The following is a 13,306-nucleotide window of genomic DNA, read 5'->3' as shown; positions in this document are numbered from 1 at the left end:
TCTAATTGCTTAATTATCAAAGTCAATGCTAAATAAAAGCATCAAATTTTTAATAGAAAATAAACTCGTAGCTCTATTACTGCTTGTCCTTTTTGTAGGTTGGGGAACAATAAATGCTCCTTTTAACTGGGACATTGGATTTCTACCAAATGACCCAGTGGCAGTAGACGCCATTCCCGATATTGGCGAGAATCAACAAATCGTATTTACAAAATGGGATGGTCGTTCACCACAGGATATTGAGGATCAAATTACCTATCCATTAACCACATCGCTTTTAGGAATACCAGGAGTAAAAACCATTCGTAGTTCTTCGATGTTTGGCTTTTCAAGTATCTACATCATTTTTGAAGAAGACATAGAGTTCTATTGGAGTCGAAGTCGTATTCTCGAAAAACTCAACTCTTTACCAAGTGGATTGTTACCCGAAGGGGTGAATCCTGCCTTGGGTCCGGATGCAACGGGATTAGGTCAAATATTTTGGTATACACTGGAAGGCCGTGATGAAAACGGAAATGTTACCGGTGGCTGGGATTTACAGGAACTGCGGAGCATCCAGGACTACTATGTAAAATATGCACTATCGTCAGCGAGTGGTGTATCCGAGGTAGCTTCTATTGGCGGGTATGTTCAGGAATATCAAGTTGATGTTAATCCGGAATTATTGCGTCAGTATAATATTGGTTTACATCATGTTGTAAAAGCGGTTAAGGAAAGTAATAAAGATATTGGGGCACAAACACTGGAGATCAACCAAGCTGAATATTTGGTACGTGGCCTGGGTTATGTGAAGTCTATTGCAGACATAGAAAATGCCGTGGTGGCCTCCGAGGAGTTTACAGCTATTAGGATAAAAGATATTGGAAAAGTCTCATTGGGTCCGGCAACCAGAAGAGGAATATTGGATAAAGAAGGTGCAGAAGTTGTCGGAGCTGTGGTAGTTGCGCGTTATGGTGCAAACCCAATGGAAGTTATTAATAATGTAAAAGAGAAAATCAACGAATTAAGTACAGGACTACCTTCAAAAGTTTTGGCAGACGGAAGAACGTCGCAATTAACCATAGTACCATTCTATGACAGAACAGAACTTATACAGGAAACATTAGGCACTCTTAACGAAGCATTGACTTTAGAAATACTAATCACCATTCTGGTCATTATCATTATGGTATTTAATCTTCGGGCTTCAGTATTAATCTCAGGCTTATTACCCGTAGCAGTTTTAATGGTCTTTATTGCAATGAAACTCTTTGGAGTGGATGCAAATATTGTCGCTTTATCAGGAATTGCGATCGCCATTGGTACAATGGTCGATGTTGGTGTTATTCTTTCAGAAAATATTATCAGGCATTTAGACGAAAACAATAATGGACTTCCAATAAATAAAGTAGTTTATTACGCCACGACCGAAGTGTCTGGTGCAATCGTTACCGCAGTAATGACAACGATCATCAGTTTTATTCCTGTATTTACAATGATTGGAGCAGAAGGAAAACTATTCAGGCCATTAGCATTTACCAAAACATTTGCGCTTACAGCATCAATCATAGTAGCGTTGTTCTTTATTCCACCGTTTGCAGCATTTTTATTCAGAAAGAAGAGCATTAAATCCAATTTTAAATATGGTTTAAATAGCGTTTTAATTGCGTTAGGTATGGTTGTCATAGTCTATGGGTATTGGTTAGGATTGATATTGATAGCTTTTGGAATTACAGCACTACTTAATCTACAAGAAAAGATAACCGAAAAGGAATCAAACCTTACTAATATCATTATTTCCGCATCAGCAATAGTATTCCTGTTAGCTCAATATTGGAGACCATTAGGCGTTGATAAAAGCATTTTCTGGAATCTCATTTTTGTTAGTATTATTTGCTTTGGCTTATTAGGCATTTTCTCATTATTCATCAAATACTACACACGAATTTTAAAGTGGTGTTTAGATAACAAGTTGCTCTTTTTGTCTGTCCCAACTGCGATTGTAATTGCAGGTTTTTTCATTATGAAAAACACCGGTAAAGAGTTTATGCCATCATTAAATGAAGGCTCTTTTTTACTAATGCCAACCTCAATGCCACATTCTGGCATAGAAGAAAATAAACGTGTTTTACAGCAATTGGATATGGCAGTAGCCAGTATTCCAGAGATTGAAACAGTGGTAGGTAAAGCAGGTCGAACAGAATCAGCTTTAGATCCGGCACCATTATCAATGTATGAAAATGTAATTCAGTACAAACCAGAGTATATGCTGAATGAAAACGGTCAGCGTCAACGCTTTAAAGTGAATGATGATGGTTTATTTGAGTTGAAAGATGGTCGTTTTATTGCAAACCCAAATAATTCTGAAAATGTCACTTTAAACACGGTAAAAAGGTTTCAATTGATCGAAGATAACAATGGTAAGTTCTACCGTAATTGGCGACCAGAAATACAGTCACCAGACGATATATGGAACGCAATCGTAAAAGTCACTAAACTTCCAGGCGTCACCTCAGCACCAAAACTACAACCCATTGAAACCCGATTGGTGATGCTTCAAACAGGAATGCGAGCACCTATGGGAATCAAAGTTAAAGGTCAGGATTTAAAAAAAATAGAGGCATTTGGTGTCCAATTAGAAAACATCTTAAAACAGGCTGAAGGAGTCAAACAAGAGGCGGTATTCGCAGATCGGATTGTTGGTAAGCCTTACCTGCTAATTGATATTAATAGAGAGAAAATAGCACGTTATGGTATATCCATTAATGACGTACAGAACGTATTAAAGGTCGCCGTAGGTGGAATGGTATTAACCCAAACCGTTGAAGGTCGCGAACGATATGGTGTTCGTGTGCGCTACCCCAGGGAATTACGAGCTAACCCGACCGATTTAAAACAAATCTATGTGCCAGTCGAAAAAGGCAGTCCAATTCCTTTAAGCGAATTAGCAACAATACGATACGAACAAGGTCCACAAGTGATCAAGAGCGAAGACACATTTTTAGTTGGTTATGTGTTATTTGATAAAATGGATGGATTTGCGGAAGTAAATGTGGTTGAAAATGCACAAACCTTAATTCAACAAAAGATAGATAGTGGCGAATTAATAGTACCAAAAGGCATTAACTATCAATTCACGGGAACATATGAAAATCAATTGAGAGCAGAGAAAACCTTATCGGTTGTTGTGCCATTGGCACTGCTAATAATCTTTTTGATTCTGTATTTCCAGTTCCGTTCGGTTGGCACATCACTAATGGTATTCACTGGCATTGCAGTAGCATTTGCAGGTGGTTTTCTAATGATATGGCTCTATGGTCAAGGATGGTTTCTAAACTTCAATTTCTTTGGTGAAAATTTGCGCGATTTGTTCCAAATGCACCCGATAAATTTAAGTGTAGCGGTTTGGGTTGGGTTTATTGCCCTTTTCGGAATTGCCACCGATGATGGCGTAGTAATGGCAACCTATTTAACGCAAACATTTGACAGAAATGCACCGGAGAACAAAAAACAGGTTAGATCATCAGTTGTTGAAGCAGGTGAAAAGCGTATCAGACCTTGTTTAATGACGACAGCTACTACCATATTGGCATTACTGCCAGTATTAACCTCAACTGGACGAGGAAGTGATATTATGATTCCTATGGCAATACCAAGTTTTGGTGGGATGCTCATAGCATTGATTACCCTATTTGTTGTACCAGTATTGTACAGTTGGAAAGCAGAAGTTCAACTTAAAAGAACAGCCAAATGAAATTCATAAAATCACATAAAAAAATAGTCTTCATTCTTTGTTCTTTACTCTTTGGTCTAAACCTAAGTGCTCAGCGTTTGGAAGAGTTCATAAATGAAGCCATCGAGAAAAACCCGGAAATTCAAAAATTCGAGTTACAATATAAAATAGCTTCGGAAAAGGTTAATGAGGTAAATACCCTAGCTAATACCGAATTAGGTGTTGGCTATTTTGTAAGTGAACCAGAAACCCGAACAGGCGCACAACGCTTTAAGGTTTCGGCTAAACAAATGTTACCGTGGTTTGGGACCATTACTGCGAGAGAAAATTATGTGAGTTCATTAGCAGATGCTGAATACGAAGACATTGTTATCGCAAAGCGAAAATTAATAGCATCTGTATCACAATCGTATTACAACTTATATGCGAACAAGGCCAAGCAAGAGGTATTAACTGAAAACATCAGGTTACTTAACACTTATGAAACCTTGGCACTAACTTCAGTTGAGGTAGGAAAAGCTTCTGCAGTGGATGTATTACGGTTGCAAATGCGACAGAACGAAATACAACAACTGAAACAGGTGTTACAGCAACAATTTTTAGCGGAACAAACCAAGTTCAATAATCTATTAAACAGGGCAAATGATATTCCAGTTAATGTGGTTGATGAATTAGTGATCCCTCCAGAAGATATTGAACTCAATTCTGGAAATTTAACATTGCATCCCGAACTGCTTAAATTCGACAAACTCTACCAATCAGTAGAACAATCCGAATTATTAAACCAAAAAGAAAGCAGTCCAATGATTGGTTTCGGAATAGATTATGTCAATGTTGACAGGCGTCCGGATATGAGTTTTATCGATAATGGCAAGGATATTTTGATGCCAATGCTTTCGGTTTCGATTCCAATTTTTAATAAAAAGTATAATTCCCGTTCCAGGCAAAATGAGTTGCAACAACAGGAAATTCAATCTCAAAAGCAAGAACGTCTTAATCGCTTGGAAATTCTTTTGGATAAGGCTGTATATGATCGTCATTCAGCAAGAATAAGCAATGTGACTCAAACCAAAAACTTAAGGCAGGCCAAAGATGCTGAACAAATCTTAATTAAAAGTTATGAAACAGGAACGATTGATTTCAATGATGTATTGGACATTCAAGAATTGCAATTGAAGTTCCAAATGAATCAGATTGAGTCAGTGAAGAATTACTATATGCAAACCACAATAGTCAATTATTTAACACACCAATGATGAAACATACCTATCACATTCACGGAATGACTTGCAACGGATGCCGAAATCATATTGAGGAATCACTTTCAAAGGTTAAAGGTGTTTCTAAGGTAATCGTCGATTTACAAAAGGCTGAAGCTCAAATAGAAACGGATTCACATATTGAGATAGAAACATTTCAAGACGTATTGAAAAATGATGGTGGCAGATACAGCATTCATAAACCGGGTGAGCATTATCATTCAGAAGATAAAAATGATATTCAATCCAAAGGGAGGGGTACTGGGACATTTTATTGTCCTATGCATTGTGAAGATGATAAAACCTATGACCAACCTGGTGACTGTCCTGTTTGCGGAATGGATTTGGTCGAAGAACAAAATCTATCAACTTCTTCAACAGAACAATGGACGTGTCCTATGCATCCAGAAATAATCAAAGACGAAGCAGGTTCGTGTCCAATTTGTGGAATGGATTTAGTGCCAATGCAACCTGACCTTTCAGCAGAAGAAAAAACCTATAAAAAGCTATTAAAAAAGTTTTGGGTTGCCACAGCATTTACCTTGCCAATTTTCTTAATCGCAATGAGTGAAATGGTTCATAACAATCCGTTATACGACATAATGAAACAGCAATATTGGAACTGGATTCAGTTTGCGTTGTCTATTCCAGTAGTATTTTATGCCACTTGGATGTTTTTTGAACGTGCATATAGAAGCATTAAAACGTGGAATCTCAATATGTTTACGCTTATTGGTATTGGTGCAGGGGTAGCTTGGTTGTTTAGTGTCGTGGGATTGTTATTTCCAGATGTATTCCCTGAACAATTCAAAACGGAATCAGGTGCTGTTCACGTATATTTTGAAGCAGCAACGGTTATTTTGACATTGGTGCTTTTAGGTCAACTGTTAGAAGCTCGTGCACATAGTAAAACAAATTCGGCAGTTAAGGAACTGTTGAAATTAGCACCAAATAAAGCTTTAAAAATTGTAGATGGTGAGGAAATTGAAGTCAGTATTGACGAGATTGAACTTAATGATATTATTAAAGTAAAACCAGGAGATAAAATTCCTGTAGATGGTGTGATTACAAAAGGCAATACTAGTATTGACGAATCAATGATTACAGGTGAGCCTATTCCAGTAAACAAAGCTGAAAATGATAAAGTAAGTAGCGGAACAATCAATGGGAATCAATCCTTTTTAATGAAAGCGGAAAAGGTAGGAAGTGACACCTTGCTATCTCAAATTATTCATATGGTGAATGATGCCAGTAGAAGTCGTGCACCTATTCAAAATTTAGCCGATAAAGTTTCGGGTTACTTTGTACCAATTGTAGTTATCATATCGGTCATAACCTTCATTGTATGGTCAATTTGGGGACCAGAACCTGCTTACGTCTTTGCGTTGGTCAATGCCATTGCAGTTTTAATTATTGCGTGTCCTTGTGCATTAGGTTTAGCAACACCAATGTCTGTAATGGTTGGTGTGGGTAAAGGTGCTCAAAATGGTGTGTTGATTAAAAATGCCGAAGCACTTGAAAAAATGAATAAAGTAGATGTACTCATAGTTGACAAAACTGGTACAATTACCGAAGGAAAACCAACAGTTGAAACCGTAGGCGCTTTTAATGAGGTTTTAAGCGAAAAAGAGTTGCTACAATACATCGTTTCATTAAATACAAATAGCGAACATCCTTTAGCTGAAGCTACCGTTAAATATGGAAAAGAGCATAAAGCTGAAATACTTAAGTCCGAAAATTTTAGTGCTGTTACTGGAAAAGGGGTTGAAGCGAAAATAGATGGCAAAAATGTAGCATTGGGTAATCCTAAAATGATGGATTACACCAAAGCAGACATTACATCTAAAATGAAAGAGGAAGCGATAACCTACCAAAAACAGGGTAAAACGGTTTCTTATTTAGCATTAGATAATGTTGTTGTTGGCTATGTGGTTATTGGCGACAAGATAAAGAAAACAAGTACCAAGGCTATAAAAGTTCTTCAAGATAAAGGTATCAATGTAATAATGCTTACAGGTGATAATCACGATACAGCCCAAGCAGTCGCATCAGAATTAAATCTGGCAGATTTCAAAGCCAGTATGCTACCCGAGGACAAACTCAAAGAAGTAGAGAAACTACAAGAAAATGGAAAAGTGGTTGCTATGGCAGGTGATGGTATTAACGATGCGCCAGCTTTAGCTAAAAGCGATGTTGGTATTGCTATGGGAACAGGAACAGATGTAGCAATTGAAAGTGCAATGATTACATTGGTTAAAGGCGATCTACAAGGTATTGTAAAAGCAAGGAATTTAAGTGATTCAGTAATGAAAAACATCAAGCAAAACCTATTTTTTGCACTTATCTACAACACGTTGGGTGTGCCTATTGCAGCAGGTGTATTGTTCCCATTTTTTGGAATATTACTCTCGCCAATGATAGCAGCGTTAGCAATGAGTTTTAGCTCTGTTTCGGTTATAGGTAACGCATTACGATTAAGAACAATTGAAATATAGAAAAATGAAAAAGTATATAATTTACATCGGCTTGCTCACAATTGGTCTATTATTAGGCTGGGTTTTGTTTGGTTATTCGTCAAATAAGGAAACAGAACATGATCATGACGAGATAGTGGAAACCACTCAAATGTGGACCTGTTCAATGCATCCTCAAATTATGCAACCAGAACCAGGCGATTGTCCGATTTGTGGGATGGATTTAATTCCTGCTGAAGGTGGAAGTGATGGCTTATTGGCAGACCAATTCAAGCTCACAGATAACGCAATGGCTTTAGCCAATATCCAAACAACCGTTGTGGGTAAAGGCAATGTAGAAGGCAATACCATAAAACTGTCTGGTTTAATTGCTGAAAACGAAGAAGCCAATGCAGTACAGGTAAGTTACTTTTCGGGTAGAATTGAACGTTTGAATGTGAGTTTTACAGGGGAAGAAGTTGGAAAAGGTCAGCTATTAGCAACCATTTATTCTCCAGAGCTCTATGCGGCACAGCAAGAATTGATTACGGCAGCATCTTTAAAAGAATCGCAACCTGCTTTGTACAAAGCGGTTCGCAGTAAATTGAAATTATGGAAGCTAACAGAAAATCAAATCAATCAGATTGAAGAAACTGGAAAAGTGAAAGAAAACTTTCCTGTATATGCAACCGTTTCGGGAACAGTCACAGAAAAACTGGTAGAGCAAGGCGATTATATCAAACAAGGTCAACCCCTATTGAAAATTGCTAATCTCGCCACAGTTTGGGGAAATTTTGATGTCTATGAAAATCAGATTGACCACTTTAGAAAAGGACAAGATGTGATGATTACAACCAATGCCTATCCTAACAAAGAGTTTAACGGCACAGTCGATTTTATAAACCCAGTTTTAAACACGAATACAAGAACGGTAACCTTGCGTGTAGTTCTAAACAATAAGGATGATGTATTTAAACCAGGAATGTTTGTAACCGCTAATGTTGAAGGCAGTACAACTAACAATGACGAAGTATTAACCATTCCTGAATCTGCTGTTTTATGGACGGGTGAGCGTTCTGTGGTCTATTTGAAAATAATTCCAGACCAACCAGTTTTTGAAATGCGTGAAGTTAAAATAGGCAATCTAATTGGGAATGAATATGAAGTTTTAGAGGGCTTATTTGTTGGAAATGAAATTGTAACCAATGGAACATTTACGGTAGATGCAGCAGCTCAATTAAAGGGTAAAAAGTCAATGATGAATAAAGAAGGCGGCAAAATTTCAACAGGTCACGAAGGCCATTTAGGAATAGACAAGAATACATCGATAAAACAAAGTGACTCCACCGATCAGAATGAAAGAATTGTTGTTCCGGAAAATTTCCAGGAGCAATTAAAAGCTGTTTTCAACGATTATATCGGTTTAAAAGATGCTTTAGTTAAAGAAGATTCAAAAAGCACATCTGAAATCGCAACAAGTTTACTAAACAATTTGAATAAAATAGATATGAAGCTTTTGTCAGATAATATGGCTCATAGCCATTGGATGTCATTAGAAAAAGAACTCAAATCGTCAGCGACTTCTATTTCTAATACGTCAGTTATAAAAGTACAGAGAGACCATTTCAAACATTTATCATCAAACCTAATCAATGCTGTTCAACTGTTTGGTGTTAATGAAAAAGTCTTTGTTGAATATTGTCCGATGGCAGATAACAATAAAGGTGCATATTGGTTGAGCAAAGAAGAAAAAGTAATCAATCCATATTTTGGCGAAGCAATGCTAACCTGTGGAGAAGTAAAACAAGTAATCGAGTAGTAACTATAAATAATTTAAAGATGAAAAAACTAATGTTAGGGTTAGCGTTAATAGCTGCCTTTACAGTTATAAGCTGTAAAAATGAAAACAAGAAAGTTGAAAATTCAGAAGAAGTAGCGGTAGCCGAATACCAATGCCCTATGAAATGTGAGGGCGAAAAAACATATTCTGATAAAGATACAAAGTGTCCGGTATGCGGTATGGGCTTAAAGGAGGTCGAGCATACTAATGGCCATGAGAACCATGACCAATAATATTCTTGGTGCGACAAACGTAGTTTAAATACGATAGCTCTGTCAACGATACTGTCAACTAAAAATAAAACCCTGTAAATCAAATATTTACAAGGGTTTTTGCGGAGTCTCAAGGATTACTCGCTATCACCTTCGTTAAAACTTCGGTGATCAGAGTCGCTTGTGATCCCATGTAGGCAATCCTGGGCAAGCATAGAAACCTAAATAAGCTTCACTTGTTTAGGTTTTATGTTTTCTTCAACTTCACTCAAGTAAACTTGGTTCGTTTCTGAAAACAAAAAACCCGCAACCTAAGTTGCGGGTTTCCTTTTGCGGAGGAAGAGGGATTATTTCATGATCCCAAAAAGGGATACCAGTACAATCATAAAACCCTCAACAAACTTTGTTTGTTGGATTTTGAATTTTACTCCATTACGCTCAAACAAGTTTGACTCATTTCGTAAAATACAAAACCCGCAACCTAGGTTGCGGGTTTCCTTTTGCGGAGGAAGAGGGATTCGAACCCCCGGAGGTGTGACCCTCAACAGTTTTCAAGACTGCCGCATTCGACCACTCTGCCATTCCTCCGATGCGGCTGCAAATATACAAGCCTTTTTTAATCTGTAAAAGCAAATATAAAAGATTATTAAATCATTTAGGATGGCATTCAATTGTCCCTATCACATTTATTACTTTTCATTTTTACACCTGGCATAATACCGATTATTGGTTGAAAGAACGATATTCGCATTTATTCGTTGTGAATAAGCTAAAGGTTAAATTTTCAACGATTAATGTAGCTTATAGCATGATAGAGTCTCGTGGCAATTCGATTGTGATTTTATATTGATGCTAAAATTTAATAATTTAAAGCAAAATTAATACGCCGGAATGAAAAGATCGATATTCATAATTCTATTTTCTTTAAGCCAATTGGTATGTGCGCAAAGCTATACGCCTCTGCTTGATAATTATAACGAATGGAAATTCACCACCTGCTTTTTTGGGTGCCTAACCGATCTATACTATACAGATGGTGATACCGTTGTAAATAATACAGAATACAAGATCTTAGACGGGTATCACTATATTTCTCGCACATTCTTACTGCGAGAAGACCTTCAGGACAAAAAAATATACCTGAGGATCTTAAACTATTCCAACGAGGAATTTTTGTTGTATGATTTCTCAATGGATGTAGGCGATTCCATTGATATGAAGAATCCCATTACCCCGTTCGTTGAAGATGCCGGATATTATCGTCTCGATTCGATTGTGCCAAGGCCTTTGTTTGACGGTAATGATTACAACCATTTTTATCTATCACCGACGCCGTCAAATACGGTTAGTACCAACAATGCCGTTTGGGTTGAAGGAGCTGGTTCTTTGTCGACAATTACAGCACCTAGCGGTTTACCGGATATTAATGAAGTAGGCCATCTTAGCTGTTTTTTCAAAAATGGTGAACTGTTCTATTCAAATTTAGATTCCATAGATGTTTGTGAACCCTCAATTATACTGGAAATTGATGAATTTCGGGATGATCTGTCCGAAGTCCAGGTCATCAATTCCGATTCACATGACTATTGCCATATAATCAATACTGAAAATGTGATGTTCATTGATATATACGGCCTTACCGGGAAGAGGGTGAATAGCGTTACCAACAGTGGAAATTCTATGGTCAGACTTGAATTTACGAATTTTCAGGCGGGTATCTACCTGGTAACGGTTACTGACAGGCTATTCAAAAAGAAGACCTTTAAGGTAATTGTCCAATAGGAGAATTATCTGTTACAGAATTAATACGCCAGCGATCGCAGCGGCATCCCCGGGAGTTGAGAATACAACTCCAGGGATACAGCGAAGAGCGCGGTCCTCCGTAGCCTTAGCGAAGGGGGAGGCGCCCTAAAAAAATCATATCTTCATAGCTTACAAATTAAGAATGTCTAAAGCAAAATCTATTCTACGCAGCCTGCTTGAGATCGTGAAGGCCATCTTTGAGAGCTCTCGAAAAAGCTCTCGACCCAGAACCTGGCATCAGCACGTCGTGCCTTATAAGGACGGTTGGGCGGTTCGAAGGGAAGGCAATAAGCGCATCACTTCCAAGCACAGAAAGCAGGTTACAGCCATTAGGAAAGCGAAGAGCATCGCCAGGAAACGCAAGGCAGATGTTATTATTCATCGAGAAGATGGGACTATTAGGGATCGGATTAGTTTTGACTAGTCTTTCCATTGATCATCGACCAATTGAGTGAACCACTAATTAATTTCCTTATATTTAGAAACACTAACCAACCAACTTAGAGCATATGCTCGCATTTTTTATACTGGGCTATCTCGCTCTTACCCTAATTATTGGTTTTTGGGTTTCCCGCCGTATAAAGACATCTACTGACTTTACACTTGCAGGCCGTGGATTAGGTACGTTTCTCGTAGGCTTCACGCTATTTGCCACCTGGTTTGGATCCAGCTCTATCATGGGGAATCCCGGATACATTGCTGAAGATGGTTTTTCATCTTTTATAACTCTCACTCTTACTAGTTTTATCTGTCTGGTGGTTGTAGGCTCTTTTTACGCTAAAAAGCTCTACGAAATGAATATCGTCACCATAGGTGATTTCTTCCAGATCCGTTTTGGTAAGAAAATGGACATGGTCGTTTCTATTATAATGGTGTTCTCGTACCCTCACTGGATCGCCGCACAATTTGTCGCCCTTGCCTATCTGTTTCAGTCGATCCTGGGAATTCCTTTAGATTATGGGATTCTCCTTGGCGCAGGCATTGTTATCATTTATACCTACGTAGGTGGGATGTGGGCGGTGTCTTATACCGATATGTTACAGGGGATCATAATCATTGTTGGTCTCATAATCTTACTCTTCACCATGCTTGATAAGACCGATGGAATTGCGCCATTATTCGAAAACAAACCGGATTCCTTTTTCTCTCCGTTTCCCAAAAATGACTTCGATAGTTGGAATGAATACCTGGCGGCATTTGCTGCCTTTACAATTGGGGCCATTCCGGTACAGGAAATATATCAAAGAGTTTTTTCGGCAAAATCGACACGATCTGCGGTCCAAGGTATTTTCTTTGCAGGACTATTGTTACTAATGATACCAATCATTCCCTTACTACTCGGGTTAGGAGCAGACCACCTTTATCCACATTTGCTTGCCGAAGGTGATGGACAGAACCTCATTCCCTATATGGTCGACCAGATCTCAAGTATGCCGATACAAATTCTGTTTTACGGAGCGCTCATATCGGCCATCCTCAGTACCTCCAGTGGGGCAATGCTTGCTCCAGCTACGGTTATAGGGGAAAATCTTATCCGTCCCTACTTTCCTCATTTAACCGATGCAAGGTTACTACTATGGACTAGAATGAGCGTAGTACTTGTTGCCGGAGTTTCCTGCTATTTCGCCATGAGCGATGCCGATATTGTAGCCTTGGTCATCGCTTCGTTAAGTCTTATAATGGTTTGTGTATTTGCACCATTGACCTTCGGACTATTTTGGAAAAGAACATCCCTATCAGGTGCATGGGCTGCTATTATATGTGGAGGAGTCTGCTGGTTTGTATGTTATCTTTTTGAAACGGCCATTGATCCTACATTGATCGGAACACCTGTGAGTTGTCTGGCTGTTATTATTGTAAGCTTAATACGACCCGATAAGCCGAAGGATGAAAAGTCTACTACAGAAGAAGCGTAATTAGTTTTGCATAGTGAATTAACTAATCCTGAATAGTGAATGGCTATTGTAAAGTAAGAAATTGCAATTCCGTTAACATATGAATAGATGCATAACTACTTATTTTTGCAT

Annotated in this window: 8 protein-coding genes and 1 tRNA gene; 8 read left to right on the top strand and 1 reads right to left on the bottom strand. The window is 38.2% G+C overall.

Features of this window, described 5'->3' with window-relative positions; translation table 11 throughout:
- Positions 1-25 precede the first annotated feature (25 nt).
- From J1N09_RS12310 to J1N09_RS12290, 5 genes are read left to right on the top strand one after another with little or no spacing between them, the layout of a single operon-like run.
- Positions 26-3,733, top strand: a complete 3,708-nt coding sequence (locus J1N09_RS12310; RefSeq protein ID WP_265200533.1) for an efflux RND transporter permease subunit — start codon at positions 26-28, stop codon at positions 3,731-3,733.
- Positions 3,730-4,968, top strand: coding sequence for a TolC family protein (locus J1N09_RS12305; RefSeq protein ID WP_265200532.1), 1,239 nt, complete (start codon positions 3,730-3,732; stop codon positions 4,966-4,968). Before J1N09_RS12310 ends, J1N09_RS12305 begins: the two co-directional genes overlap by 4 nt.
- Positions 4,968-7,466, top strand: a complete 2,499-nt coding sequence (locus J1N09_RS12300) for a heavy metal translocating P-type ATPase (RefSeq protein WP_265200558.1) — start codon at positions 4,968-4,970, stop codon at positions 7,464-7,466. Before J1N09_RS12305 ends, J1N09_RS12300 begins: the two co-directional genes overlap by 1 nt.
- A gap of 4 nt (positions 7,467-7,470) precedes the next feature.
- Positions 7,471-9,243, top strand: a complete 1,773-nt coding sequence (locus J1N09_RS12295; protein WP_265200531.1) for an efflux RND transporter periplasmic adaptor subunit — start codon at positions 7,471-7,473, stop codon at positions 9,241-9,243.
- A 20-nt stretch (positions 9,244-9,263) separates the two neighbouring features.
- Positions 9,264-9,497 (top strand): heavy metal-binding domain-containing protein, encoded by a 234-nt coding sequence (locus tag J1N09_RS12290; protein ID WP_265200530.1) that lies wholly within the window; start codon positions 9,264-9,266, stop codon positions 9,495-9,497.
- A 482-nt stretch (positions 9,498-9,979) separates the two neighbouring features.
- Here J1N09_RS12290 and J1N09_RS12285 read toward each other — a convergent pair.
- A tRNA-Ser gene (locus tag J1N09_RS12285) sits at positions 9,980-10,064 on the bottom strand.
- Between the two features lie 303 nt (positions 10,065-10,367).
- Here J1N09_RS12285 and J1N09_RS12280 point away from each other — a divergent pair.
- The 3 genes from J1N09_RS12280 to J1N09_RS12270 all read left to right on the top strand — a co-directional run bounded on the left by J1N09_RS12280 (position 10,368) and on the right by J1N09_RS12270 (position 13,195).
- A complete protein-coding gene (locus J1N09_RS12280) occupies positions 10,368-11,258 on the top strand; it encodes a T9SS type A sorting domain-containing protein (protein ID WP_265200529.1) in 891 nt (296 codons plus the stop codon).
- A 163-nt stretch (positions 11,259-11,421) separates the two neighbouring features.
- A complete protein-coding gene (locus tag J1N09_RS12275; protein ID WP_265200528.1) occupies positions 11,422-11,703 on the top strand; it encodes a DUF2188 domain-containing protein in 282 nt (93 codons plus the stop codon).
- Positions 11,704-11,788: 85 nt separating this feature from the next.
- A complete protein-coding gene (locus tag J1N09_RS12270) occupies positions 11,789-13,195 on the top strand; it encodes a sodium:solute symporter family protein (RefSeq protein ID WP_265200527.1) in 1,407 nt (468 codons plus the stop codon).
- Positions 13,196-13,306: the final 111 nt, after the last annotated feature.

The organism is Aureitalea sp. L0-47 (assembly GCF_026126405.1).
In the GTDB taxonomy this organism is placed as follows: Bacteria; Bacteroidota; Bacteroidia; order Flavobacteriales; family Flavobacteriaceae; genus Pukyongia.
This window is presented reverse-complemented; position numbering and strand designations above follow the sequence as displayed.

What these genes read in the sequence shown, in the direction of transcription:
- J1N09_RS12310 (WP_265200533.1), top strand. Translation starts at nt 26, where the DNA reads ATGCTAAATAAAAGCATCAAATTTTTAATAGAAAATAAACTCGTAGCT.
- J1N09_RS12305 (WP_265200532.1), top strand. Translation starts at nt 3,730, where the DNA reads ATGAAATTCATAAAATCACATAAAAAAATAGTCTTCATTCTTTGTTCT.
- J1N09_RS12300 (WP_265200558.1), top strand. Translation starts at nt 4,968, where the DNA reads ATGAAACATACCTATCACATTCACGGAATGACTTGCAACGGATGCCGA.
- J1N09_RS12295 (WP_265200531.1), top strand. Translation starts at nt 7,471, where the DNA reads ATGAAAAAGTATATAATTTACATCGGCTTGCTCACAATTGGTCTATTA.
- J1N09_RS12290 (WP_265200530.1), top strand. Translation starts at nt 9,264, where the DNA reads ATGAAAAAACTAATGTTAGGGTTAGCGTTAATAGCTGCCTTTACAGTT.
- J1N09_RS12280 (WP_265200529.1), top strand. Translation starts at nt 10,368, where the DNA reads ATGAAAAGATCGATATTCATAATTCTATTTTCTTTAAGCCAATTGGTA.
- J1N09_RS12275 (WP_265200528.1), top strand. Translation starts at nt 11,422, where the DNA reads ATGTCTAAAGCAAAATCTATTCTACGCAGCCTGCTTGAGATCGTGAAG.
- J1N09_RS12270 (WP_265200527.1), top strand. Translation starts at nt 11,789, where the DNA reads ATGCTCGCATTTTTTATACTGGGCTATCTCGCTCTTACCCTAATTATT.